The following is a 23,363-nucleotide window of genomic DNA, read 5'->3' as shown; positions in this document are numbered from 1 at the left end:
GATGAGACGGGATTACTCAACTGGAGGCGGGAGTGCAGGTGGAGGCAGCGTCGGTGGCCGATTCCTTTCCGACGAAGGGGCTGACACGACGAATTTTCCGGGACGAGACGCTGCTCGTCCTGGGACTCTCGCTCGGCGCGAGCGGGGTTTCCGCGCTGATCAGCTTTGTCGGGTCGGTCACCAAGCCAGGGGGGCTCAAGGACCAGGCGGCCACCCTCAACGCCTCGGCCGCGCCCGGGCGTCCCTGGCTGGATCTGGCCTGGCAGCTCTTCGGAATCGCGTCGGCGCTGGTGCCGGTCGCGCTCGTCGCGCACTTCCTGCTGAGGGAGCGCGAGGGGCTGCGCGTGATCGGCTTCGACCGCACGCGCCCCTGGCCGGACCTCGGACGCGGGGCCCTGATCGCGGCGGTGATCGGCAGCACGGGCATCGCCTTCTATCTGGCGGCCCGTGGGTTCGGCGCCAACCTCACGGTGGTGCCCGAAGCGCTGCCGGACGTGTGGTGGAAGTACCCCGTGCTGATCATGTCCGCGATCCAGAACGCGGTCCTCGAAGAGGTGATCGTCGTCGGGTATCTGCTGCGTCGGCTCGGCCAGTTGGGCTGGACGCCGGTCACCGCGCTGATGGCGAGCGCGGTGCTGCGCGGTTCGTACCACCTCTACCAGGGCATCGGCGGGTTCATCGGCAACATGGCGATGGGCGTGGTCTTCGTCTACCTGTACCGGCGTTGGGGGCGCGTCGGGCCGCTGGTGGTGGCCCACTCGCTGCTCGACATCGGGGCATTCGTGGGGTACGCGCTACTGGCGGGGAAGGTGGGGTGGCTGCCGACGGCGTGAGCTGGTCTGCCGACGGCGTGAGCCCGGTCTGCCGCTGGTGTGAGCCGGTGCTGGAGGGCGTGCGGAGATCTGATGGGGCGTACGGCGTTCGCGTACGCCCCTTTTCGCGCTGTTACGCGAGTAGCTCGCCCTCGATGACCGTGACCGAGCGGCCGGTGAGGAGCGTGCGGTCGCCGCGCAGTTCGGTGCGGACGAGGCCGGAGCGGGCGGAGGCCTGCAGGCCGGTGAGGTCGGGGCGGCCGAGGCGCTCGGACCAGTAGGGCGCGAGGGCTGTGTGGGCGCTGCCGGTGACCGGGTCCTCGTCGATGCCGACGTTAGGGAAGAAGCAGCGGGAGACGAAGTCGTAGCCCTGGGAGGGGTCTTCGGCGCGGGCGGTCGCGATGATGCCGCGCTCGGAGTACCGCCGGAGAGCCTTGTGGTCGGGGGCGAGGCCGCGGACCGTCTTCTCGTCGGCGACCTCGATCACCAGGTCGCCGATGTTCGGGCCGGTGTCGAAAGCCGCGCGCGGCTCGGCGCCGAGTGCCTCGGCGACGCCGTCCGGGATCTCGACCGGGGTGAGCGGCGCGGTGGGGAAATCCAGCGTGATGGAACCGTCTTCGTGGGGCGTCGCGATGAGGACGCCGCTGAGCGTGGCGAATCGTACGGGTCCCTCGTGGGCGCCCGTGGTGTGCAGCACGTGGGCGGTCGCCAGCGTCGCGTGCCCGCACATCGCGACCTCGGTGACGGGTGTGAACCAGCGCAACGCCCAGTCGGCCTCGCCGCCCTGGGGGAGGCGGTGGGTGAACGCCGTCTCGGCGTGGTTGACCTCCCGCGCCACGTTCTGGAGCCAGGCGTCGTCCGGGAAGGAGGAGGGGGGCGACGGGGATGACTCGGAGGACGTGGAGGACGGGGCCGGGTCGAGGAGGAGGACCCCGGCCGGGTTGCCGGCGAAGGGGCGGTCGGTGAAGGCGTCGACGATTCGAATCCGCATGTCACGACGCTAACCGTCCGGCGGAGCCGGGGGCCAAGGCCAATTCCCGGGAGCTGGACCGGTTGTGGGGCGGGAGCGCGCGGATTGACGTGGGCGGTGCGTGGGCCTTGGGAGGGCAGGGGCTGGCTTGGTGTCGTGGAGTGTCCTGTCTCGACGACTCAATGACTCGATGAATCAATGAAGTTGGTCGGCCGTATCGTGCTGCCCTGTGTGGACTGGATCGGGTGAGGCGGGTGGAGTTGGTTCGTTGAGACACACTCCAGGTCTCGGGACCGGAACGGGCTGGGTGTAAACGCAGCTGCTCGCCCGGGCGAAGAGCCGTTAGCGTGCGGCCATGACTGATCGTGCAGAGCCACCGCTTCTCTTCCTGGATGTCGATGGAACGCTCCTGCCCTATGGCGGAGCTCGGCTTCCATCGGTCCCTGAAGAGTGGGACGGCTGGCAGGACGTGTCGAATCCTCAGCTGGCGAAGATCGACCTCGCGCACGGTCCGCGTTTGCTGGCGCTGCCCTGCGTGCTTATGTGGGCCACGGCGTGGATGGACGACGCCAACAAGGTGATAGCTCCGCTGCTCGGGCTGCCTGAGCTGCCAATCGCGGACCTGCCGGACGCGCCGGAAGAGGATGAGGCAGGTGTGCTGCACTGGAAGACCCGAGCTCTCGTCCAGGCTGCGGCTGGACGCCCGTTCATTTGGGTCGACGACGAGATCACCGATCTCGACCGTGCCTGGGTGTCGAGGCACCATCGAGGGCAAGCACTCCTCCACCGCGTGGATTCCATGATCGGCCTCGCTCATACGGACTTTGCCGTGCTCGATGAGTGGCTGCGAGACCAGCGTATCCAGGCTCAGTAGCGCTGACGGTGTCGAGGTCGTTCGTCCTCGGGTTCGCCTGCGGGCGGCTCCACCTTGGCGCCTTGCTGTTGTCGGCGGTCCGGCACCTATCAAGCCCGTACAGGGGGGATATCCCCCTTCCCGATCCTGGGGTGCACCGGATCGTCTCCGCCCCGGGGTGAACCTAGCGTTTGGCCATGACTTCGACCTCGCGCACGTGCCTGGCCGTGGTGCTGGCCGGCGCCATGCTGCTCACCGCCCAGGCGGCCACCGCAGTGGCCCGGCCCGGGGGTTCCTCCGCCGCGGACCAGTTGCGCCGGGACACCGAAGCGATCCACGCCCTCGGTGTCAGCGGCGTGCAGGCCCGCGCGGTCGCACCTGATGGTCGGCAGTCGGTCGCCACCAGCGGCACGGCCGACCTGCGCACCGGCCGCCCGGTCTCTTCCGACGGCTACTTCCGCATGGCCAGCACGGCCAAGACGCTGGTCGCCACCGTGGTCCTTCAACTGGAGGCCGAGGGCGGGCTGTCCCTGGACGACAACATCGACCACTGGCTGCCCGGAGTGGTGCGGGGCAACGGCAACGACGGCAGCCGGATCACCATCCGTCAGCTGCTCCAGCACACCAGCGGCATCAACAACGACCTGCCCGGATACACCACGGCGCAGGAGTACTACCAGCAGCGCCACGACGTCTACAGCCCCGCGCGGTTGGTGGCCGGCGCCATGGCCTCTCCGCCGGACTTCCCGCCCGGCGACGGCTGGGCGTACTCCAACCCCGGCTATGTCCTGCTCGGCATGATCATCCAGCGGGCCACCGGTCACCCCGCCCACCAGGAGATCGAGGACCGCGTCCTGCGCCCGCTCGGCCTCGACCAGACCCGGTGGACCGGCACCTCCTCCGCCCTGCCCCGGCCGCACGCCCAGGCCTACCAACTCTTCGGCCCCGGCTCCCTGGTGGACGTCACCGATCAGGTCACGGTGGACCACGAGACCTCGTTCGTCACGACCACGCGGGACGAGAACCGCCTCCTCCGCGCACTGCTCGCGGGCCGTCTGCTGCCGCCGCGGCAGCTCGCCGAGATGAAGCAGACCGTCCCCGTGAGCGCGGACGTCGAGCAACTGTGGCCAGGCGGCCGATACGGGCTCGGTCTGGTCGAACGACCCCTGACCTGCGGAGGAACCTACTGGAGCCACGAGGGCGGGGACGGCGGCTACATCACCCTCAACGGCGTCACCGACGACGGCCGTCGCAGCGCCGTGGTCTCCATGTCCGAGGCACGCGGCGACACCCTGGAGCACATACGGGACCAGGAGAACGCGGCCAGCGCTCTGATCGACCACGCATTGTGCGGCGGGGGCCGAGGCCCCTCGTGAGCGAGAGTGTCCGGGCGGGCCAGCAGGGGGTTGGAGCGAACACGTTCATCGCTCGTCCTGATCGACCTTGGACTTCGGTGGCACCGGGGCCCCTATTGCCGGGAGAAGACCCAGCGGCGCTCTGCCGAGTCCGCTGCGGGCCGCAGCCAGGTCCGGCGCCGCGGCCCTTGTTGCCGACGAAGGCCGTCAGACTGCGTCCAGGCGGCGCTTGAGCAGGCAGAATTCGTTGCCTTCGGGATCGGCGAGGACGTGCCAGGACGCCTCCCCGGGCTGACCGATGTCGACGCGTTCGGCCCCGATGGCGAGGAGGCGTTCGAGCTCGGCGTCCTGATCCCGGTCGGTGGCGTTGACGTCGATGTGCAGCCGGTCGTGCCCGTTCTTCGGCTCGTCGTTGCGGATGAGGAAGATTGTCGGCTGGGGGCCGCCGAACCCTTCGCGCGGACCAATCTCGACGCAGCCCTCCGCCTCACGATCGAGCACTACGAAGTCCAGGACCTCGCACCAGAACCGTGCCAGCACCTCGGGGTCGCGGCACTTGAGCACGATCTCACTGATACGGGATGCCATTGACGAAACCTACTTTCAGCGTGGGAATTGCCGGGGTGGCCGCGCGTGGAACTCACGGGCTCCGGCCGTTGGAACACTCTCGGGACCGTACCGGGCGAGGCGTGCGGCGGCGAGGTGATTTCCGTCCCTCGCCAGGCCGGACCGCTTTGCATATTGCGCCGTACGCCGACACCCCGCCGGTGTGGGTCACACCGGCGGGGCCGTCATCACGGGCGTACGCACGTCGGGGGCGAAGGAGAGAGAGCTGTACCCACGCTGTGGACCGTGTCAGTAGGTCAGGCTCAGCAGCTCGCCGGTGGTGCCTCGCGCGTTGTTGACGATGAGCACCTGGCCGTCCCGGTTGACGTCGAGCCCCGTGCCCATGATCAGCCTGTCGCCGGTCGGGATCTCGGTGACCGCCTTGGTGGCGGTGTCTATCTTCAACACCTTGCTCGGCTGCGGCGGATCCTCGAGGTAGCCCGGGGTGTACGTCAGAGCGATCAGATCGCCGTTCGGGGCGACGGCGAGGTCCACCACATTGGTCAGGCCGGTGACCAAGAGCTCGGGGCCGTTGGGACCGACCTTGTATATCCGCGACTGGCCGGCGTAGACGCCGAGGCCGGCGACGTAGGTCGTGCCATCGGCAGCCCGGGCGATGCCGGTGGGCACCCCGTCGCGGTCATTCTCGTTCGTCGGCAACACGAACTCGGTGGACGTGGTGCCGCCCGCCGTGCGGAGCACGGTGTTGGCGCCCGCGTCGGTGGCCAGGTAGCCGCTGCCGCTGCGCAGGACCTTCCACGGGTTGGAGTACGCCTCGCGGCCATCGGGATTCAACCGCGTCTCGTGGTCGACGTAATCCGCGACGATCGAGCCATCGCGCGTACGCGTCAGCGTGCCCAGCGTCTTGGCGTCCGGGCCGAGCGCGGCGCGGCCGTCGCTGTTGAAGCCGCCCGAATTCAGAACGAGATAACCACCGTTCGGATCGGGCAGGACACTTGCCGGGCCGAGGGCTTGGATCGCAGCCCCGGGCTCGGCGCCCGGACCGAAGGACGGCAGTCCGGTGACGACGCGGCCTTGCCACGAGCCCTTGACCTTGTAGATGGAGCCGGTCTTGCCCAGGCACACCTGACCAACAGGGCAGCCCGGCAGGCCCTCACCCGACTCGGCCACGAGCAGGCTGCCGTCTGCCAGCGCGGTAACGTCGCGAGGGTTCTTCAGTCCGGAGGCGACTACCTTGATAGTCGTCTTGGAGACGGCTTCGGCCCCGGTCGGCGCAGCGCCGGCAGGCCCGGCGGTGGCCAGGGGTACGGCGACGACACAGGCCGATGCCGCAAGCATGAATCTAGTGAAGCTCCTGCGTGAATTCAACATTCCTCCAGCGCTCCTTTTCCCTTGCGCGCTCCGCACCATTCAGGAAAGCGGACGACGAAACGCGGGTGTCACATTAGGGGAGTACAGAGCGCGCGGCCGTGCCGATCGAATACATCTGCGGCCCATCTATAGCGGCTCTCCAGAAAGCCTCATGCCGCCACCAGGATCGGAAACAAATTCCAGCTGTGCAATGAGCGATGGGCGTAGCTCTTCTGAGGGGATCATCGCTGGTCAGGCCGTGTGGTCGTAGTCGTGCCGGCTGGTCGGGGGGCAGAGGCGTTCGTGTTCGCGGGCGGGGTGGAAGGCGAAGTAGAAGGCATCCCTGACCGGGCGTCAGTCACGGCGGGGAATGAGGTTTCGGTGGTGGCGCTGAGCCTTGATGATGCGGGGCGGAATTCTGATGTCGACCTGGTCGTCGGCTTCCGTGCAGCTGTCGACGCGTACGTCTCCGGGACTTTAGCGGCGACCGCTCCGGGGTCAGATCGGCCTTCATCGGTCTGGTCGAAGACCACTCCGCCGACCCCTTCGGGATCCTCATCGAGGCGCAGCCCCACCTACGCGACGTCGGAGGGCGGGCGGCCTCACCATCCATGACAGACACGCTCCCCACGGGGTTGCCAGGCGAGCTGTTCCGATATATCGTTGACGCATCGCGACCGATCAACGATGGAATGGAGTGATTGCGATGCGTTCCCATGGACAGGAATTCGGATACGAGCGTGGACAGGGACAAGGCGGGTCCGGCCATCGGGGTCGGGGCGGCTTCGAGGGGCGACGTGGGGCTTTCGGGCCCTTCGGACCGGGTGGTCCCGGTGGCCCCGGCTTCGGTGGACCGGGCTTCGGCCCTGGTCCCTGGGGTGGACGTGGCGGCCGGGGCGGGCCGAGGGGGAGGGCGCGGCGCGGCGACGTGCGCGCGTCGATCCTGGCTCTGCTCAAGGACCGGCCCATGCATGGTTACGAGATGATCCAGGAGATCGCCGAGCGCAGCGGCGGGGCGTGGAAGCCCAGCCCGGGTTCGGTGTATCCGACCCTTCAGCTGCTGGAGGACGAGGGCCTGATCACCAGTGCGGCCGAGGGCGGCAAGAAGCTGTTCTCGCTCACCGAGGCCGGCCGCACTGCGGCCGACGAGGGTCCCGACGCGCCTTGGGAAGAGGCCGGGCGCGGGGTCGACTGGGAGACGCTGCACGAGATCCGGCAGGCCGGCTTCGGCCTCATGGAAGCCTTCGGGCAGGTCTGGAAGACCGGCAGCAAGGACCAGCGCGACAAGGCGCTGGCGGTCATCAACGAAACCCGTAAGAAGCTGTACCTGATCCTCGCTGACGAGGACTGACGAGAACCGACGAGGTCGACGACAGCGTGCTGTCGTACCTCAAGGCGCCCCGCGGAAGCCTTTCCGCGGGGCGCTTTTCTGCGTGCGGCAGTCGTGCGCTCAGGTCACCAGCCCGGCGAGCTTGCGCAGCGACTCGTCGAGGGCGGCCGTCGCCGAGTCCTTGAGCTTGCCCGCCATCAGGGAGACGGCCGCGCCGGTGAACTCCCCGTCGATGCGTACCCTCGTGGCCTCGCCGTCGGGGGTCAGGGTGTAGCGGGTGGTGACGTTCACCGCCATCGGGCCCTTGCCGCTGATGGCGAGTGTGCGGGCGGGTTCCAGCTCGTCGATGGTCCAGTTGACCTCGGCCGGGAAGCCCATGAGCTTCATGTTCTCCTCGAAGGTGGCGCCGGTCTCGAGCGAGGCGGGGCCGCCCTTCGGGAAGCTGGTGTGGGTCGAGTTCCACTCGCCGTACGAGGAGAAGTCCGTGAGCTGTGCCCAGACCTTCTCGGCGGGCGCCTCGATGCGTGCTTCCGCGCTGACTTCGGCCATGCGGCCACCCCTTTGTGTCGGGCGCTGCGCCCGGCGCAGCTACGGTGTCGCGGAAGGTAGCCGCAGGTCCCTCAACATTCAATACTGATGAACCGTCAGGAATTGTGGAGTGCGGGTGCCGTCTCGAACGAGAGTCCGTCGCCGGATCTCAGCCCACCCGCTCTATCACCGCCGCGTCGAACAGGTCCCATGCGCGCGGGAAGGGCCCTTCGTCGTGGCAGTGCCACGCTTCCCAGAACAGGTCGGCGAGCAGTGCGTCCTCAGGGGCGTACACCCGGTACACGTACTGCCTGCCGTCGACCGCAGACAGGGCCACCAGCCAGCACCTGCTCTCCATGTCCCTGAGGGACGAGCGCCGGAGCGTCCCGGTTGCGTACGGGGCGCGAAGCAAGGGGGCGCGCGCCCCAGGGGATGAAACGGCGCGATGTCATCCGTAAGGAGGAGAACCCGTGCGGGCATGCCCACCTTGTGTCGGACGTGAGAATGGTGCCCGCCGGGGATGACCCGGCTCGCAGGGACTGATGGGGTAGGGGTTGTGCCATCCCGTATCCCTCAACAGCCCGCCGCCGAGAGCGGCCCGCACCGCATCGAACTCGATGTCAGGCTCAGCGCCGAGCTTGCCTCGATGGTCGCCGGTGCGCGCAGGAGAGCGCTGCGGGACGGGGACAAGCAGATCGACACGGCCCATCTGCTGCATTCACTGCTGGAATCCGACCCCGAGGTGCGCGCGGTCTTCGACAGCGGACCGCAGGTGGCCCGGCTGCTCGGCTACCTCGTGCAGCGCAGCATCGGCTACGGGCTGCGCTGGCAGAGCACCGTCGAGGACTCCGGTGCCGTGCCGATGGTGCCCGAGGCGGGCTGGTCTCCGGCGGCGGCCGGCGCCATGGAGGAAGCATGCGAGCGGGCCGTTCTGCGCGGCGACGAGCGGGCTCGCGGTGTCGATCTGCTGGCGGTGGTCCTCGTCGATCCCCAGTCGCGGGCTGTCGAGGTGCTCGGGCGTGCGGGTGTGGATATCGGAGCGGTGCTGGTGCGGATCCAGGCCGGGTTCGAGGAGTACGCAGGCGGGGGCGACGCGGGATTCTGAGTTCGCGGTAGGTGGGCCGACGGCGCGGCGACGTCCAGTCGTTGAGACAGGTGTCATTGGGGGTGACGCTCATGTCGCCGCCTGTCATCATGTGCCGGTGCATACGTCTCAGGGGAGTCAGGGCAACCGCGGAAGAGGTGTCGGCCTGGGTCTCGCGCTGACGTCGGCGGTCGCCTTCGGCGGATCGGGTGTCGCGGCCAAGCCGTTGATCGAGGCGGGTCTGGATCCGCTGCACGTGGTGTGGCTGAGGGTCGCGGGCGCCGCGCTGGTCATGCTGCCGCTGGCCGTACGTCACCGAAGCCTGCTGCGCAGCCATCCCGCGCTGCTCGCCGGGTTCGGACTGCTCGCCGTGGCCGGTGTGCAGGCCTGCTACTTCGCCGCGATCTCCCGGATCCCTGTCGGGGTCGCGCTGCTCGTCGAGTACCTCGCGCCCGCCCTCGTGCTCGGCTGGGTGCGGTTCGTGCAGCGCCGGCCCGTGACGCGCGCCGCGGCTCTCGGGGTCGTCCTCGCGGTCGGCGGCCTCGCCTGCGTGGTCGAGGTGTGGTCGGGGCTGAGCTTCGACGTCGTCGGACTGCTGCTCGCGCTGGGTGCCGCCTGCTGCCAGGTCGGCTACTTCGTCCTGTCCGACCAGGGAAGCGACGCGGGGGACAAGGCCCCCGCCCCGCTCGGTGTCATCGCGTACGGCCTGCTCGTCGGCGCCTTCGTGCTGACCGTCGTCTCCCGCCCCTGGAACATGGACTGGTCCGTGCTCGGAGGCACCGCGGAGATGGACGGCACCGCCGTCGCCGCCTCGTTGCTCCTCGGCTGGATCGTGCTGATCGCGACCGTCGTCGCCTACGTCACCGGAGTGCTCTCCGTGCGCAGGCTCTCGCCGCAGGTCGCGGGCGTCGTGGCCTGCCTCGAAGCGGTCATCGCGACCGTCCTCGCCTGGGTGCTGCTCGGCGAGCACCTCTCGGCGCCGCAGATCGTCGGCGGTGCGGTGGTGCTGATCGGCGCGTTCATCGCGCAGTCGTCCGCGCCCGCCGAGGCTTCCGAGGGTACGGTCGCGGAGGGAACGCTCGCCAAGGGTGCGGTCGCCGGAGACGCGAGTGAGGACGGTCCGGACAGCCCCGAAAGGGAGTTGTCGGCCCGTGGGAACGCCGTCTAGGGTGCCGGTCATGCATTCGGACGCACTCGTTCTTCCGCCTCCGGCCGCCTGAGGCGGGCCCTCCGGAGTACATGCCCGGCCGAGACGCCGGGTGCCGCGCCCGGCCGAGACGCCGGGCGGGACGGTGCTGCCCGCAGACGAAGTCCGAGGACCCTCCCGTATGTCTGTGCCTCCGTGCACAGGCCGCGACGTGGTCCTTCCTGAACTTCTGCGTCCCTGCGGAGAGAACACGTGTCGAATGCCGTTTCCGGCCTGCCCATCGGGCGAGGCCTCCTCTATCTGATCGTCGCCGGTGCCGCCTGGGGCACCGCGGGCGCGGCCGCGTCGCTGATCTACCGGGCCAGTGACGTGGGGCCGATCGCCCTTTCCTTCTGGCGCTGCGCGGGCGGACTCGCGCTGCTGCTCGCCGTGCGGTTGCCGCGCCGCCGGGCCAGGCCCGCCGTGCGTGAGCCGCTCAACCGCAAGATCCTGCGGATCGGCGTCACGGGATTCGGGCTGGCCGTCTTCCAGACCGCCTACTTCGCCGCCGTAGAAGCGACCGGCCTTGCCGTGGCGACCGTTGTCACGCTGGGCGCCGGGCCCGTACTCATCGCGCTCGGGGCGCGGCTGACCATGGGTGAGCGGCTCGGAGGCGGCGGGCTGGCCGCTGTCGTCGGGGCGTTGTGCGGGCTCGCGGTGCTGGTGCTCGGTAGCGGGGATGCGACGGTGCGCCCCTACGGGGTGGTGCTCGCGGTCGTGTCCGCGGCCGGGTACTCCGTGATGACCCTGCTCACGCGCTGGTGGGGGCGCGACGGCGGGGCCGACGCGTCCAGTACGACCGTCTGGGCCTTCGCGGTGACCACCGCCTGCCTGCTGCCGTTCGGCCTGGCCGAGGGGCTGGTCCCGCACGCCGCCCAACCGGCGCACGTCCTGGCCCTGTTGGCGTACATCGCCGCCGTCCCCACGGCCCTGGCGTACGGCCTGTACTTCGCCGGGGCCGCTGTCGTGCGGTCCGCGACCGTCTCCGTGGTCATGCTCCTGGAGCCGGTGAGCGCCGCCGTGCTGGCCGTCGCACTGCTCGGCGAACGGCTCACCACGGCGACGCTCGCGGGCACCTTGCTGATGCTGGGGTCGGTCGCCGGGCTCGCGGTGGCGGAGGCTCGGAGCGCGGCGGCCGGACGACGTCAGCTGGAAGGGGGGTTGGGGGAGAAGGTGCTGATCTGAGGTGACTGCGGGGGAGCGCCGACGGGAGCAGCCCTGCCCTCGTCGGCGCTATGGGGTTCTCTGGTGGTTCCGTGCACCAGCATCACAGTGATGCCAGGTAGCCCGGCACCTCGATGCCGGAGGCGAGGTCCGCGGCGGGGATGGGGGCGCCGTATCCCTTGGTCAGGGGGAGAACCCCGGTCCAGTGGGGGAGGGAGAGGTCCTCGGGCTCGTCGTTCGGGCCGCCGGTGCGGAGCTTCGCGGAGACCTCGTTCAGGTCGAGGCGGATCACGGCGGTGGCTGCCAGCTCCTTGGCGTTGGCGGGGCGCGAGTCGGACGAACGGCCGGGGATGACATGGTCGACGAGCGCGTCCAGGGCCGTCCGCCGCTCGTCCGGGTCCGTCACCTGGTGGGCGATGCCGTGCACCACCACCGAGCGGTAGTTCATCGAGTGGTGGAAGGCGGACCGGGCCAGTACCAGGCCGTCCACGTGCGTGACGGTCAGGCAGACCGGCAGTCCGGGATCGGCCTGGCCGGTCATCCGCAGGGGGCGCGAGCCCGTCGAACCATGCACGTAGAGGCGCTCGCCTACGCGTCCGTACAGGGTGGGGAGCACGACCGGGGCGCCGTCGCGGACGAAGCCGAGGTGGCAGACGTAACCCTCGTCGAGTATCGAGTGGACCAGTTCCGTGTCGTACGCGGCGCGCTTCGCGGAACGGGTGGGGACGGTGCGGTCTGTCGGGGTGTAGGCGGCGGGTTGCGGTGTCCCAGACTGAGTGCTCGTCTCCGGCATTGCGTTCTCCATTGTACTAGTGCATAATCTTATTTGTGCTAGGAGAGTATCGGATCGAAGGGCGTCGCGCAGCTGAGATTGCCGCGAGCGTCGAGCGTGCGGTGGGATCAGGGGAGTTGGAGCCGGGGCGACTGCTGCCGCCCATGCGGGAGTTGGCCGCGCAGCTCGGGGTGAATCCCAATACGGTCGCGGCCGCCTATCGCACGCTGCGGGAGCGCGGGGTGATCGAGACCGCGGGCCGCCGGGGCAGTCGTATCCGCTCCAAGCCGGCCACGACAGGGCGCGACTACATCCGGGTCGGTGTGCCGGACGGCGTACGGAATCTGGTGGACGGGAATCCCGATCGCACGCTGCTGCCCGGCCTCGCCGAGGCGTTCGCGGTGGCGGCGGAGCGGTCGGACCGGGAGCCCGTGATGTACGGGGAGGAGGCTGTCGAACCGGAGTTGGCGCGGCTCGCGCGTGCCGAACTCGACGCCGACTCGGTGCCCGACGGTCCTGTCGTCGTCACTTCCGGTTCGCTCGACGCCATCGAGCGCGTGCTGGTGACCCATCTCAAGCCAGGGGACGCGGTCGCCGTCGAGGATCCCGGCTGGGGCAGTCTGCTCGACCTCGTGCCGGCGCTCGGACTGCGTGTCGTCGCCATGGGTGTCGACGACGAGGGCCCGGTCCCCGACGACGTACGGCGCGCACTGGACGCCGGTGCGCGGGCCCTGATCGTCACGTGCCGTGCCCAGAACCCGACGGGAGCCGCCGTGACCGCCACGCGTGCGCGTGCCCTGCGTTCCGTGCTCAAGAAGTACCCCGGGACCCTGCTCATCGAGGACGACCACGGGCACCGGATCGTCGACCTGCCGCTGCATCCGCTGGCCGGTACGACCCGCCACTGGGCGCTGGTCCGTTCCGTCGCCAAGGCGTACGGGCCCGATCTGCGGCTCGCCGTTCTGACCGGGGATCCCGTCACCCTCGACCGCGTGCACGGGCGGCAGCGGCTCGGCCCCGGCTGGGTCAGTCACCTGTTGCAGCGCGCGGTCGTGCATCTGTGGACCAGCGGCGCGGTGGACGCACGGGCCGTGGCGGCCTCGTACGAACGGCGACGTGACGCGCTGATCGACGCCCTCGAAGAGCGGGGTATCGCGGCGCGGGGGCGCAGCGGAATGAACGTGTGGGTTCCCGTCCCGGACGAGACCGGGGCGGTCGCGCGGCTGCTGCACGCGGGCTGGGCTGTGGCGCCCGGGGCCCGTTTCCGGGTGAGCGCGCCGCCCGGTCTGCGGATCACCGTCTCCACTCTCACGCCGGGCGACATCGAGCCGCTGGCGGACGCGGTCGCCTCCGCCGTCGAGCCTGCGTCCGCCCGCCATTACGCGTGAGTGAGCCGAGTCATCGGCGTGCCTTGGACTGGGCGAGCGATGCCTCTGCCAGGACGATGAGCGCACGAGGCACGTGCCGAGGGTGCCAAGGATGCCATCGCGCGGAGCGGGACGAGCGGGAAGTGGCTCGGCAGGGTGCTGAACAGGGGGGGTGACGAGGGCTAGTTGGGTGGTGGCCGGCAGTAACTGGGCGCCGGTCATCGACAGGTGCGAGTGGCCGGCGCCGCGGAAGCGGATCCGCCAGTCGAGGGCGGCGCGGCGGCGGGGACTCTCGTCGGTCGCGGTGCCGGTGCGGGGAGCGGCGACGGTGCTCATGGATCCGACGATGAGCCAGAACAATCTCGTAGCAGAGGCGAGATTACTCGTCCAGTATCTCGTAGCATTGCTTACGTGTTGAATCTGGAGCGCCTGCGTACTCTCGACGCCCTCGCCCGGCATGGCTCGGTGAGCGGCGCTGCCGACGGGCTGCACGTCACCACGTCGGCCGTCTCTCAGCAGATGTCCAAGCTGGAGCGCGAGGTGGGGCAGCAGCTGCTCGCCAAGAACGGGCGGGGGGTGCGCCTCACCGACGCCGGAAGACTGCTTGCCGACCATGCCGCGCGGATCCTGTCCCAGGTCGAGCTCGCGCGGTCCGACCTGGAGGCGCAGCGCGGGCAAGTGGTGGGCGAGCTGCGGCTGGCCGCGTTCCCGACGGCCGCGCGTGGGCTGTTCCCCGCCGTGCTCGGTGCGCTGCGGGCCGAGCATCCGGGGCTGCGGGTGCGTTCGCGGGAGCTGGAGCCCGAGGACGGGGTCGCAGGTCTGGTCCGGGGTGACCTCGACCTGGCTGTCGTGCTCGACTGGTACAACAAGCCCCTTCCCGTGCCCGAAGGTCTGGTCAAGGCCACGCTCCTCGACGATCCCGCGGACGTCGCGATGCCCGAGGGGCACCCGCTCGCCGACCGGGACACGGTCGACCTGGAGGAGTTCGCGGACGACGAGTGGATCTCCTGGCCCGAGGGTGAGTTCTGTCACGAGTGGCTTGTGTACACGCTGCGCGCCAAGGGGATAGAGCCCCGCATCGCCCATCTCGCCGGTGAGCATCACACCCAACTTGCCCTGGTTGCCGCAGGGTTGGGTGTCTGCGTCGCGCCCCGCCTCGGCCGCGGTCCGATGCCGGCCGGGGTGCGGGCCGTGCCGGTGCGGCATCGCGTCCACCGGTATGTGCACGCGGTGTGGCGCGAGGACGCCGACCGGCGGCCGTCGATCAGGGCGGCGGTGGAGGCGCTGCGCAGGGCGGGGAGGGCTGTGGTCTGAGCCGGGTGAGGCGCGGGAGGAGGTGAGTTACAGCTCGGCGAGCTTCCGGAAGTCCCAGGAAGCGATCACGTCCGGCGTCAGTCGCAGCCACGCGTGCCTGCCGTCGTGCGGCATCTCGTCGATGCCGAAGTTCTTCCGGGCGAACAGGCGCTCCACCGCTGTGAGTTCGGCGCAGGCCTCGCCCGTACGAGGCACCTCGCCGACGAACTCGACGGTGCCGGACAGCTCGGCGCCCCGCAGTTCGTCGTACTCCTCTCCGGCGTCGACGACCACGGCCACGCGCGGATCGCGGCGCAGGTCGGCCCAGCGTTTGCTGCGGGTGATCGAGTACAGCCAGAGCGAGGTGCCGTCCCAGACGAACCAGAGGGTGCTCGCGTGCGGGGCGCCGTCCGCGGAGACGGTCGCGACGCGGCAGGTGCGCCGGGTGCTCAGGAACTCGTCCAGCTCGCCGGGCGTCATCATGATCCTCCGGCCCCGGCGCTGAGTGACGGCCATGCGGTCCCCTCTTCTGCGACGTACCCGGCGTACTTCCTCCGGCATACACGGCGGGATTTCGTACCTGACGGCACCCGACAGTATCTGACGGCTCGTCAGGAAACCATGGGCTCTCTTCCGTCCTGGCGCAATGGTCGTTACTCTCGCCCGCTCCGACAGTCTCGCCGCTCCGACAGTCCCACCGCTTTGACCACCCGCGATCAGGGGGAGCCATGCCGTCGTACGAACAGCTCAGTGAACTCCTCGACCCCGTCACCACGGTGCTGCTCACCGTCGAGTGCCAGCAGGGTGTCGTGGGGCAGGACAGCGCGCTGCCCGAACTCGCCAAGGAGGCAAGGTCGTCGGGGGCGCTGGCGAACGTCGCGAGGCTGGTCGCCGCCGCGCACGAGAGCGGCGTGCAGGTCATCCACGCGATCGCCGAGCGCCGCCCGGACGGCCGGGGCGCAAATCGCAACGCCAGGCTGTTCCGTGCGGCCGAGCGGCTCCCCGTACAGCAGTTGACAGGGACCACTGCGGTGCGGATCGTGCCGCCCATCGAGGTCGCCGAGGAGGACTTCGTCGTACGGCGTCTGCACGGACTGTCACCGATCACGGGCACCGATGTCGACGCGCTGCTGCGCAACTTGGGCTGTCGCGCGCTGGTCGTGACGGGCGTCTCGGCCAACGTGGCCATTCCCAACACCGTGTTCGACGCCGTGAACCGCGGCTACACGGCCGTGGTGCCCGCCGACGCCATCGCGGGGGTGCCCGCCGACTACACCCCCGCGATGGTCCGTAACACGCTCTCCCTGGTCGCCACGATCACGTCGACCGACGACGTACTGGCCTGCTTCAAGCGGCCGCGTCGCGTCCCCCGGACGTGAAGTCCGGCTCGGTTCAAGGAACTTCGCCCCGGTTCACTGAACCCTGCCCCGGTTCACGCCAGGGTGATCGAGTCCCCGTCCACCGTGATGCTCGCGGCGGCCAGGGGCTGGGTCGCCGGGCCCTTCTTCACGCTGCCGTCCGTGGCGGAGAACTCGCTTTTGTGGCACGGACAGGTGATGACGTTGTTCGCGATGCCCTTCACGGCACAGCCCTGATGGGTGCACTTCGACGAGAACGCCTTGTACGTGCCCGCAGCCGGCTGGGTCACCACCACGCCCTCTGCCTCGAAGACCTTGCCGCCGCCCTCGGGAATGTCCGAGGTCTTCGCGAGAACGGTACCCGCGGCAGCGGCGGAGCCGGAGGACTCGCTCTCCGACCCGCAGGCGGTCAGCGCGACGGCGATTCCCGTCGCGCCCACCGCTGCCACGACTGTGCGGCGGGACGGCGCTGAGACGGGCTGAAGCGATTCGCTGGTCATGCTGACTTCCCCTTTACCGTGCGAAATGTCGATTCGCACAGGGGTACGGCCTGATCGCGGGCGCTGTTCAGGGTGAGCGGTCTTCTTGACGCGATCGAGATGCGGTGGGCCGGACTACAGGTTGTAGCCGCCCGACACCTCGATGTTCTGGGCGGTGACCCAGGCGCCCTCCTCGGAGAGCAGGGTGGCGATCAGCATGCCGATGTCGTCGGGTTCGCCGACCCGGCCCAGAGCGGTCTTCGCGGCGAGGGCCGGGATGACCTCGGGGAACCGTTCGAAGGCGTCGTCGGCGAGCCGGGTGCGGGTCGCGCCCGGTGAAACGGCGTTGACGCGGATGCCTCGCGTGCTGAACTCCTTTGCCATGTAGCGGGTCAGCACGTTCAGGCCGCCCTTCATCGACGCGTAGGCCGAGTAGCCGGGCTCCAGGCCGGACGTCATCGCCGAGTTGCTGCTCGTGTTGACGACGGCTCCGCCGTCCTCCATCAGCGGCAGCAGCCTTTGTGTCAGGAAGTACGGCCCCTTGAGCAGGACTCGCATCAACCTGTCGAAGGTCTCCTCGGTGGTGTCCTCCAGCATCGACGTATGCGCGAAGCCGGCGTTGTTGACCAGGTAGTCGAACGTGTCGCGCTGCCAGGTCTCGCGGAGCGCGTCGACGACGGACTCGCGGAAGGCCGGGAAGGTGCCGCTCTCACCGACGTCCAGCGGCAGTGCGACGGCCGTGCCGCCTTCCTTCTCGATCGCGGCAGCTGTCTCCAGCCCTCCTCGCGGGTTGCGGCTGTAGGTCAGGATGACGCCGGTTCCGCGCTTGGCGAGCTGAATCGCCGCGCTCCGCCCGATACCGGAGCCGGCACCTGTGATGACTGCGACCTTCATGATGTTTCCTCCTGTGCGGTAGATCGTCCATCGGGGCCCGGCGCGGGCCACTGGTTCCATTCAACTGCCGTGACCTGCGGAAACGTTAGAACGATGCTCGCGGACGCTTGCACGATCCTCCCCAGAACGGGAGCTGGCGACCGGCCGCGTGCTGCAATGGAGGCATGTACCTCGACGAGCTGTGCACCTTGCTGGACCGGCACGCGCGGCCCGACTGGACGACCGCCATCGACGGCGTACTCATCTCGAAAGTCGAGCGGCCCCATCCGCCGGCGCCGTCGATGTCCGGCACGGTGCTGGCGGTCATCGCCCAGGGCGCCAAACACCTCGCACTGGGCGAGAGGGTGTTCGCATACCGTGCCGGGCAGTACCTCGTCGCATCGGTGGACCTGCCGGTCACGGGTCACTTCACCGAGGCAAGCCCCGAGCGTCCGGCACTGGGATTCGGGCTCACGCTGGAGCCGTCCGCCGTCGCGGAGCTGCTGTTGCAGGCCGGGCCGGGAGACACTCCTCGTACGGGCAGGAGCGCCGCGGCGGGTATCGCGGTCAGCGACGCTCCGGGTCCGCTGCTGGACGCCGTTGTCCGACTGTTGCGCCTACTCGATGAGCCACACGACCGGACAGTGCTCGCCCCGCTGGTCAAACGCGAGATCCTGTGGCGGCTGATCACCGGCGAGCAGGGCGGCATCGTGCGCCAACTCGGCCTGGCCGACAGCGGCCTCAGCCACATCGCGCGAGCGGTGCGGTGGATCCGCGAGCACTACGCGCAGCCGTTCCGGGTCGAGGACGTGGCGCAGCTGTCCGGTATGAGCGTCTCCGCCTTCTACCGGAACTTTCAGGCGGTGACCGCGATGAGCCCCATCCAGTTCCAGAAGCAGATCCGGTTGCAGGAGGCCCGGCTGCTGCTGGCCACCCACCCCGGTGACATCACCGGGGTCGGTCATCGCGTCGGCTACGACAGCCCGTCACAGTTCAGCCGGGAGTACCGACGCCAGTTCGGCGCACCACCCAGCCAGGACACCGCAGGTCTGCGCCATGCGGTCCCCACCCCTGCCGGAGCCCTTCCGTGACGTGATGTGACGTCACGTTACGTCGCATCACTCAGGTCGCCCGGCGTGACGAGCATCCTGGACCGTCTCCAGAGCCCCTTCCACGGAGGGCACCGTCGCCGGCTGCGGCCCGGGCGGGTTGCGGCGATGGATGATCCAGCCGGCGGCCGGTTCCGTGTAGCGGGCGGTGAGGGGGCCGAGGACGACCAGGATCAGGACGTACGCGGTGGCCAGCGGGCCGAGGGAGGGTTCGATGCCGGAGGTGACGGCGAGGCCCGCGATGACGATGGAGAACTCGCCGCGGGCCACCAGAGTGCCGCCCGCCCGCCAGCGGCCCTTGGCGGAGATCCCGGCACGGCCGGCGGCCCAGTAGCCGGTGGCGATCTTCGTGCAGGCGGTGACGGCTGCCAGGGCGAGCGCGGGCAGCAGTACGGGCGGGATGCTTGCAGGGTCGGTGTGCAGTCCGAAGAAGACGAAGAACACGGCGGCGAACAGGTCGCGCAGGGGCGAGAGCAGTCCGTGGGCGCCCTCGGCGGCCTCACCGGACAGCGCGATGCCGACCAGGAACGCGCCCACCGCCGCGGAGACCTGGAGCTGCTGGGCCAGTCCGGCGACCAGCAGAGTAAGGCCGAGGACGACCAGCAGCAGCTTCTCCGGGTCGTCGCTGGAGACGAAACGGGAAATGATCCGGCCGTAGCGGACCGCGACGAACAGCACGAGTCCGGCGGCCGCCAGGGCTATGGCCAGCGTGACGCTGCCCGCCGCCAGACCGGTGCCGGCCAACAGGGCAGTCACGATCGGCAGATAGACGGCCATCGACAGGTCTTCGAGGACCAGGATGCTCAGGATGACCGGGGTCTCGCGGTTGCCGAGCCTGCCCAGGTCGCCGAGGACCTTGGCGATGACGCCGGAGGAGGAGATCCAGGTGACTCCGGCCAGCACGACGGCGGCCACCGGGCCCCAGCCGAGCAGCAGCGCCATCGCGGCACCCGGCAAGGCGTTCAGGGCGGCGTCCACCACGCCCGCCTTGTACTGGGTCTTCAGGTTGGAGACCAGGTCGGTCGCCGTGTACTCCAGGCCGAGCATGAGCAGCAGCAGGATGACGCCGATCTCGGCGCCGATCGCCACGAACTCCTCGCTGGTACCCAGGGGCAGCAGCCCGCCCTCGCCGAAGGCGAGCCCGGCCAGCAGATACAGCGGTATCGGTGAGAACTGGAAGCGTCCGGCGAACCGGCCGAGCAGCCCGAGGGCCAGGATGATGGCGCCGAACTCGATCAGGAACATCGCGGAGGAGTGCACCGGGCTCACTCCCGTCCGAGTATCGTCGCCGCGGCCTCGACGCCCTCGCGGGTACCGATCACGATGAGGGTGTCGCCGCCGGCCAGCCGGAAGTCCGGGGCGGGGGACGGGATGGCCTCCGCCCGGCGCAGCACCGCGACGATCGAGGCGCCGGTCGCGGTACGCATCCGGGTCTCGCCCAGCAGCCGCCCGTTCCAGTAGGAGACCGAAGACAGCTCGATCCGCTCGGCCACCAGCCCCAGTTCCGTGGTGGACAGCAGGTTCGGGCTGTGATGGGCGGGCGACAGCACATTGATCAGCGAGGCCGTCTCGGGCTCCGTCAGATGCAACGACTGGGCGCACGCGTCCGGGTCGTCGGCGCGGTAGATGTTCACCGTCCGGGTCCCGTCCCGATGCGCGATCACCGACAGGTGGCGGTGCTCCCGCGTGGTGAGGTCGTACTGGACGCCGATCCCCGGCAAGGGTGTGGCGCTCATCCGCGGAGCAGGCAAAACCCCTCCCTCCATGTTCTTCGCGACGGTGGTGCGGCGCGGGGCCGAAAAGGCAGGTGCTCCGGCGCCGCGGGTGCCCATGCTGCCAGTTGAGAACAGGCCGGCGATATGGGTGTCAGCACGGATGGACACGGCCCGCCCAGGACGGTCAGAGTGGTCCGGGGCAGTAGGTCCCGTCGCAGGCCAGAGCCCCGAATGGGGTCGATCGGCGGCGGCAGGAGACAGTGGAGGTGAGGACCGCAGGGAAAGGAGCACACGATCATGTCGCTGTACTGGAGGACTTTCCTCCTCAACGCGGCCGTGCTCGTCGTGGCGGTCCTGCTGCTTCTGGGTCCGGTCACCGTTTCCACCCCGGTGCTGCTCGGCGAAGCTCTCGTTCTGATCGCCGGGCTGGTGGTGATGCTGATCGCGAACGCCGTCCTGCTGCGGATCGGACTCGCGCCCCTGGCCCGGCTGACCCGTGCCATGGGCACCGTCGACCTCCTCAAGCCGGGCAGTCGCGCCACCGTCACCGGCCCGGGCGAGATCACCGAACTCACCACGACCTTCAACGCCATGCTCGGCCGACTGGAGGCGGAACGCGCCATCAGCTCCGGCAGGGCACTGTCCGCGCAGGAAGCCGAACGCCAGCGCCTCGCCCGGGAACTCCACGACGAGGTCGGGCAGACCCTCACCGCCGTCCTGCTCCAGCTCAAGCACGCGGCCGACCACGCCCCCCGGTCCGTACGCGAAGACCTCCGCCACGCGCAGGAGACCACCCGTGCCGGACTGGACGAGATACGCCGCATCGCCCGCCGTCTGCGCCCCGGCGTCCTGGAAGAACTCGGCCTGCACAGCGCCCTGCGCGCCCTGACCGCCGAGTTCACCACCTCCCGGCTGAGCGCGACCGCGCACATCACCCCCGGCCTGCCCCACCTCGGCCCGGCAACCGAGCTCGTTCTCTACCGCATCGCCCAGGAAGGGCTCACCAACACCGCACGCCACGCTCGCGCGACCCGGGTCGAGGTCCACCTGCGTCCCCTGCCCGACGCCCAGATGGGACTGCTGGTCCGCGACAACGGGAGGGGAATCGGGGCCATGCCGGAAGGCGCGGGCATCAGCGGCATGCGCGAACGCGCCCTCCTCATCGGCGCCGACCTCCACATCGGCACAGGCCCCCACGGCGGCGCCGAGATACGCCTGAACGTCACGGCCGACACAGCCGACGAACCCAGCCAGGAGAACGCGCGATGACCGGACCGGCCCGCATCCTGCTCGCCGACGACCACGCCCTCGTACGCAGCGGCGTCCGCCTCATCCTGGACGCCGAGCCGGACCTGACGGTCGTGGCCGAGGCCTCCGACGGCGCCGAAGCCATCGCTCAGGCCCACGCCCACGACATCGACCTGGCCATACTCGACATCGCCATGCCCCGCAGGACCGGACTGCAGGCAGCCCGTGAACTCACCCGCATCCGCCCCGACCTGCGCATCCTGATGCTGACGATGTACGACAACGAGCAGTACTTCTTCGAAGCCCTCAAAGCAGGCGCCTCCGGATACGTCCCGAAATCCGTCGCCGACCGCGACCTCGTCGAAGCCTGCCGCGCCGCCCTGCGTGACGAGCCCTTCATCTACCCCGGCGCCGAGACCACCGTCATCCGCACCTACCTCGACCGCGCCCGCACCGGCGACAGGCTGCAAGCCCGGCCGATCACCGACCGCGAGGAGGAGATCCTCAAACTCGTCGCCGAGGGCCACAGCTCCAAGGAGATCGCCCGCCTCCTCGTCATCAGCGCCAAAACCGTCGAACGCCACCGGGCCAACCTCCTCCAGAAACTCGGCCTGCGCGACCGCCTGGAACTCACCCGCTACGCCATCCGCGTCGGCCTCATCGAGGCCTAGCTTGATCTTTAACCTGTGCGGCGTGGTCGTGGGGTGGTTGATTTCGTCGTTCGCTGTTTCGCTGTTGGTGTTTTGCGGGGTGTGTGCACGTCGTGGCGGGGTGTCGGCCGGGTGTTCTTTTGGCCCGGTGGCCGTCCGGGGCCCGGACGAGAAGGTTTCGGTGCTTGGGCCGGGCAGGCCGCTTGTGGGCGGATGTGCCGAAAATCGCGGCGGACTCGGGCGGGGGTGAGCCTGTCCGGGGAACTGGGTTTCTCCCAGGGGCGACGCCGGTCGGCTGCGAGTGGGCGGGTGAGCCGCAGTTGGGTGTAGGCAGCGAGGATCAGCCAGGTCCAGCGGTCGGCCGCCTCAGGGGTGCGGATTTTCGGGGAGGTCCAGCCGAGGGTCTGTTTGAACAGGCGGAAGGTGTGCTCGATGTCGAAGCGTCGCAGGTATGCCTGCCAGAGACGGTCGGCGTCCGCCGGGGTGGCAGCGGTGTCTGACCACCACAGCCAGACCGGCTTCGGTGTGCTCCGCTGGGCAGGTGGCCGATGTCCAGGCGGATCACCGTCCCTTCGACGATCGGGAGGGTTCCGTCGGCGGCTGCCCAGGAAGCGCGGTAGGTCAGCTTGGGGTGCAACCGGTTCCAGGACCGGGCCCTGGCGGTTCCGTAGAGGCGGGTGTCGGTGACGGTTTCGGTGTCCGGGGTGCGCCAGGTGTCAGGCTGCCCGAAGACGAACTCTCCGCCGTGCCGGGGCGGTCGGCCCTGGGTGTGTGGCAGCCGGGGCGGGACAGCCCTGCGCAGGACTCGGTCGGATCGCATCCTGGCCAGCACCTGGACCGGCAGGTCTTTGAGGAGGAAGCCGAGGCGGGGTGCGTCGTATCCGGCGTCCGCGACGATGAGGATGTCCGGGTCACCCGCCTGCCACTGCCCCGCTGCGATCAGTCGCTGAAGCAGATCGCGCAGCTGCGGGGCGGTGACGGTGGCGGTGTCGTCCCCGGGCGCCAGACGAAGCGCGTCCAGCGGGGCGGTCCATGAGCTGCGGCCCGGCTCGAGCGCGCAGATGATCGAGTAGGGCCACCCGGGGACGGGGATGTGCTGGTCCTTGCCTCTGCCGTAGGTGTGGCACAGGATCCGCTGCGGTGAGGTGTGAGCGGCGGGCCGCAGCCAGCCGGTGACGTCGATGGCCAGGACCAGCCGGCCGTCGGCCGCCCGCGGCAGTGGCACTTCGGCCAGTGCCCGCCGCAGCCGGCCGGCATCGATGCGTCCACGCGCCACCGCGGCGTAGAGCCCGCCATGGCC

General features: G+C 69.7%; 24 protein-coding genes and 2 pseudogenes. 13 read left to right on the top strand and 13 right to left on the bottom strand.

The genetic code is table 11. The features are described 5' to 3' along the window. Positions 1-32: 32 nt before the first annotated feature. A complete protein-coding gene (locus tag AB0N66_RS40255; RefSeq protein WP_365445187.1) occupies positions 33-833 on the top strand; it encodes a type II CAAX endopeptidase family protein in 801 nt (266 codons plus the stop codon). A 112-nt stretch (positions 834-945) separates the two neighbouring features. Here the strand turns inward: AB0N66_RS40255 and AB0N66_RS40250 are convergent, their stop codons facing one another. Then, a complete protein-coding gene (locus AB0N66_RS40250; RefSeq protein ID WP_365445181.1) occupies positions 946-1,803 on the bottom strand; it encodes a PhzF family phenazine biosynthesis protein in 858 nt (285 codons plus the stop codon). A gap of 334 nt (positions 1,804-2,137) precedes the next feature. Here AB0N66_RS40250 and AB0N66_RS40245 point away from each other — a divergent pair, with 334 nt between their 5' ends. Together AB0N66_RS40245 and AB0N66_RS40240 are read left to right on the top strand one after the other, a co-directional pair. After that, a complete protein-coding gene (locus AB0N66_RS40245) occupies positions 2,138-2,656 on the top strand; it encodes a hypothetical protein (protein ID WP_365445178.1) in 519 nt (172 codons plus the stop codon). Positions 2,657-2,832: 176 nt separating this feature from the next. Then, positions 2,833-4,011, top strand: coding sequence for a serine hydrolase domain-containing protein (locus AB0N66_RS40240; RefSeq protein WP_365445175.1), 1,179 nt, complete (start codon positions 2,833-2,835; stop codon positions 4,009-4,011). A gap of 186 nt (positions 4,012-4,197) precedes the next feature. Here the strand turns inward: AB0N66_RS40240 and AB0N66_RS40235 are convergent, their stop codons facing one another. Continuing rightward, entirely contained in the window at positions 4,198-4,578 is a 381-nt protein-coding gene (locus tag AB0N66_RS40235) for a VOC family protein (RefSeq protein WP_365445172.1), read from the bottom strand. Positions 4,579-4,845: 267 nt separating this feature from the next. After that, entirely contained in the window at positions 4,846-5,928 is a 1,083-nt protein-coding gene (locus tag AB0N66_RS40230) for a ScyD/ScyE family protein (protein ID WP_365445169.1), read from the bottom strand. 685 nt (positions 5,929-6,613) lie between these two features. Between AB0N66_RS40230 and AB0N66_RS40225 the strand changes: the two genes are divergently transcribed. Then, on the top strand, positions 6,614-7,258 hold the full coding sequence (locus tag AB0N66_RS40225; protein WP_266468033.1) for a PadR family transcriptional regulator: 645 nt from the start codon (positions 6,614-6,616) through the stop codon (positions 7,256-7,258). A gap of 99 nt (positions 7,259-7,357) precedes the next feature. Here the strand turns inward: AB0N66_RS40225 and AB0N66_RS40220 are convergent, their stop codons facing one another. Further along, positions 7,358-7,786, bottom strand: coding sequence for an SRPBCC family protein (locus tag AB0N66_RS40220; RefSeq protein WP_365445166.1), 429 nt, complete (start codon positions 7,784-7,786; stop codon positions 7,358-7,360). Positions 7,787-7,934: 148 nt separating this feature from the next. Next, positions 7,935-8,102 (bottom strand): hypothetical protein, encoded by a 168-nt coding sequence (locus tag AB0N66_RS40215; RefSeq protein WP_365445164.1) that lies wholly within the window; start codon positions 8,100-8,102, stop codon positions 7,935-7,937. 219 nt (positions 8,103-8,321) lie between these two features. On the opposite strand from AB0N66_RS40215, the gene AB0N66_RS40210 reads away from it, so the two are divergent. The 3 genes from AB0N66_RS40210 (at position 8,322) to AB0N66_RS40200 (ending at position 11,220) form a co-directional block, all read left to right on the top strand. Further along, a complete protein-coding gene (locus AB0N66_RS40210; protein ID WP_365445161.1) occupies positions 8,322-8,870 on the top strand; it encodes a Clp protease N-terminal domain-containing protein in 549 nt (182 codons plus the stop codon). 91 nt (positions 8,871-8,961) lie between these two features. Continuing rightward, positions 8,962-10,017 (top strand): EamA family transporter, encoded by a 1,056-nt coding sequence (locus AB0N66_RS40205; protein ID WP_365445158.1) that lies wholly within the window; start codon positions 8,962-8,964, stop codon positions 10,015-10,017. A gap of 231 nt (positions 10,018-10,248) precedes the next feature. Next, entirely contained in the window at positions 10,249-11,220 is a 972-nt protein-coding gene (locus AB0N66_RS40200) for an EamA family transporter (RefSeq protein WP_365445155.1), read from the top strand. Positions 11,221-11,302: 82 nt separating this feature from the next. On the opposite strand, the gene AB0N66_RS40195 is transcribed toward AB0N66_RS40200, so the two are convergent. Continuing rightward, a complete protein-coding gene (locus AB0N66_RS40195; protein WP_365445152.1) occupies positions 11,303-11,992 on the bottom strand; it encodes a pyridoxamine 5'-phosphate oxidase family protein in 690 nt (229 codons plus the stop codon). Positions 11,993-12,027: 35 nt separating this feature from the next. On the opposite strand from AB0N66_RS40195, the gene AB0N66_RS40190 reads away from it, so the two are divergent. After that, positions 12,028-13,359, top strand: coding sequence for an aminotransferase class I/II-fold pyridoxal phosphate-dependent enzyme (locus AB0N66_RS40190; protein ID WP_365445149.1), 1,332 nt, complete (start codon positions 12,028-12,030; stop codon positions 13,357-13,359). A gap of 86 nt (positions 13,360-13,445) precedes the next feature. Here the strand turns inward: AB0N66_RS40190 and AB0N66_RS40185 are convergent. Beyond that, positions 13,446-13,584, bottom strand: a pseudogene (locus AB0N66_RS40185) (EamA/RhaT family transporter); the annotation flags it as partial. 165 nt (positions 13,585-13,749) lie between these two features. Between AB0N66_RS40185 and AB0N66_RS40180 the strand changes: the two are divergent. Continuing rightward, positions 13,750-14,652 carry a LysR family transcriptional regulator gene (locus tag AB0N66_RS40180; RefSeq protein ID WP_365445146.1) on the top strand — a complete coding sequence of 301 codons (903 nt, stop codon included), beginning with the start codon at positions 13,750-13,752 and terminating at the stop codon, positions 14,650-14,652. 27 nt (positions 14,653-14,679) lie between these two features. Here the strand turns inward: AB0N66_RS40180 and AB0N66_RS40175 are convergent, their stop codons facing one another. Then, complete coding sequence (locus AB0N66_RS40175) at positions 14,680-15,147, bottom strand: pyridoxamine 5'-phosphate oxidase family protein (protein ID WP_365445143.1); 468 nt, start codon at positions 15,145-15,147, stop codon at positions 14,680-14,682. 212 nt (positions 15,148-15,359) lie between these two features. Between AB0N66_RS40175 and AB0N66_RS40170 the strand changes: the two genes are divergently transcribed. Further along, positions 15,360-16,010, top strand: a complete 651-nt coding sequence (locus AB0N66_RS40170; RefSeq protein WP_365445140.1) for a cysteine hydrolase — start codon at positions 15,360-15,362, stop codon at positions 16,008-16,010. 53 nt (positions 16,011-16,063) lie between these two features. On the opposite strand, the gene AB0N66_RS40165 is transcribed toward AB0N66_RS40170, so the two are convergent. Both AB0N66_RS40165 and AB0N66_RS40160 read right to left on the bottom strand, forming a co-directional pair. Next, positions 16,064-16,489: a Rieske (2Fe-2S) protein gene (locus AB0N66_RS40165; RefSeq protein ID WP_365445137.1), complete on the bottom strand. Its 426-nt coding sequence runs from the start codon at positions 16,487-16,489 to the stop codon at positions 16,064-16,066. Between the two features lie 114 nt (positions 16,490-16,603). Next, positions 16,604-17,362, bottom strand: a complete 759-nt coding sequence (locus AB0N66_RS40160; protein WP_365445134.1) for an SDR family oxidoreductase — start codon at positions 17,360-17,362, stop codon at positions 16,604-16,606. A 164-nt stretch (positions 17,363-17,526) separates the two neighbouring features. On the opposite strand from AB0N66_RS40160, the gene AB0N66_RS40155 reads away from it, so the two are divergent. Then, entirely contained in the window at positions 17,527-18,432 is a 906-nt protein-coding gene (locus AB0N66_RS40155; protein WP_365445131.1) for an AraC family transcriptional regulator, read from the top strand. A gap of 27 nt (positions 18,433-18,459) precedes the next feature. Here the strand turns inward: AB0N66_RS40155 and AB0N66_RS40150 are convergent, their stop codons facing one another. Continuing rightward, complete coding sequence (locus tag AB0N66_RS40150; protein ID WP_365445128.1) at positions 18,460-19,710, bottom strand: cation:proton antiporter; 1,251 nt, start codon at positions 19,708-19,710, stop codon at positions 18,460-18,462. A gap of 5 nt (positions 19,711-19,715) precedes the next feature. After that, complete coding sequence (locus AB0N66_RS40145) at positions 19,716-20,186, bottom strand: TrkA C-terminal domain-containing protein (protein ID WP_365445125.1); 471 nt, start codon at positions 20,184-20,186, stop codon at positions 19,716-19,718. Between the two features lie 276 nt (positions 20,187-20,462). Between AB0N66_RS40145 and AB0N66_RS40140 the strand changes: the two genes are divergently transcribed. Both AB0N66_RS40140 and AB0N66_RS40135 read left to right on the top strand, forming a co-directional pair. Then, positions 20,463-21,434, top strand: a complete 972-nt coding sequence (locus tag AB0N66_RS40140; RefSeq protein WP_365445122.1) for a HAMP domain-containing sensor histidine kinase — start codon at positions 20,463-20,465, stop codon at positions 21,432-21,434. Beyond that, positions 21,431-22,084 (top strand): response regulator transcription factor, encoded by a 654-nt coding sequence (locus AB0N66_RS40135; RefSeq protein WP_365445119.1) that lies wholly within the window; start codon positions 21,431-21,433, stop codon positions 22,082-22,084. Before AB0N66_RS40140 ends, AB0N66_RS40135 begins: the two co-directional genes overlap by 4 nt. Before the next feature lie 8 nt (positions 22,085-22,092). Here AB0N66_RS40135 and AB0N66_RS40130 read toward each other — a convergent pair. Further along, a pseudogene (locus AB0N66_RS40130) lies at positions 22,093-23,363 on the bottom strand (NF041680 family putative transposase); the annotation flags it as partial.

It is taken from the genome of Streptomyces sp. NPDC093544 (assembly GCF_040683495.1).
Lineage (GTDB): Bacteria > Actinomycetota > Actinomycetes > Streptomycetales > Streptomycetaceae > Streptomyces.
Note: the sequence above shows the minus strand (reverse complement) of the source record. Positions and strands in the feature narration are given on the sequence as shown.

What these genes read in the sequence shown, in the direction of transcription:
- AB0N66_RS40250 (WP_365445181.1), bottom strand. Translation starts at nt 1,803, where the DNA reads ATGCGGATTCGAATCGTCGACGCCTTCACCGACCGCCCCTTCGCCGGC.
- AB0N66_RS40245 (WP_365445178.1), top strand. Translation starts at nt 2,138, where the DNA reads ATGACTGATCGTGCAGAGCCACCGCTTCTCTTCCTGGATGTCGATGGA.
- AB0N66_RS40240 (WP_365445175.1), top strand. Translation starts at nt 2,833, where the DNA reads ATGACTTCGACCTCGCGCACGTGCCTGGCCGTGGTGCTGGCCGGCGCC.
- AB0N66_RS40235 (WP_365445172.1), bottom strand. Translation starts at nt 4,578, where the DNA reads ATGGCATCCCGTATCAGTGAGATCGTGCTCAAGTGCCGCGACCCCGAG.
- AB0N66_RS40230 (WP_365445169.1), bottom strand. Translation starts at nt 5,928, where the DNA reads ATGTTGAATTCACGCAGGAGCTTCACTAGATTCATGCTTGCGGCATCG.
- AB0N66_RS40225 (WP_266468033.1), top strand. Translation starts at nt 6,614, where the DNA reads ATGCGTTCCCATGGACAGGAATTCGGATACGAGCGTGGACAGGGACAA.
- AB0N66_RS40220 (WP_365445166.1), bottom strand. Translation starts at nt 7,786, where the DNA reads ATGGCCGAAGTCAGCGCGGAAGCACGCATCGAGGCGCCCGCCGAGAAG.
- AB0N66_RS40195 (WP_365445152.1), bottom strand. Translation starts at nt 11,992, where the DNA reads ATGCCGGAGACGAGCACTCAGTCTGGGACACCGCAACCCGCCGCCTAC.
- AB0N66_RS40175 (WP_365445143.1), bottom strand. Translation starts at nt 15,147, where the DNA reads ATGGCCGTCACTCAGCGCCGGGGCCGGAGGATCATGATGACGCCCGGC.
- AB0N66_RS40170 (WP_365445140.1), top strand. Translation starts at nt 15,360, where the DNA reads ATGCCGTCGTACGAACAGCTCAGTGAACTCCTCGACCCCGTCACCACG.
- AB0N66_RS40165 (WP_365445137.1), bottom strand. Translation starts at nt 16,489, where the DNA reads ATGACCAGCGAATCGCTTCAGCCCGTCTCAGCGCCGTCCCGCCGCACA.
- AB0N66_RS40160 (WP_365445134.1), bottom strand. Translation starts at nt 17,362, where the DNA reads ATGAAGGTCGCAGTCATCACAGGTGCCGGCTCCGGTATCGGGCGGAGC.
- AB0N66_RS40155 (WP_365445131.1), top strand. Translation starts at nt 17,527, where the DNA reads ATGTACCTCGACGAGCTGTGCACCTTGCTGGACCGGCACGCGCGGCCC.
- AB0N66_RS40145 (WP_365445125.1), bottom strand. Translation starts at nt 20,186, where the DNA reads ATGAGCGCCACACCCTTGCCGGGGATCGGCGTCCAGTACGACCTCACC.
- AB0N66_RS40140 (WP_365445122.1), top strand. Translation starts at nt 20,463, where the DNA reads ATGTCGCTGTACTGGAGGACTTTCCTCCTCAACGCGGCCGTGCTCGTC.
- AB0N66_RS40135 (WP_365445119.1), top strand. Translation starts at nt 21,431, where the DNA reads ATGACCGGACCGGCCCGCATCCTGCTCGCCGACGACCACGCCCTCGTA.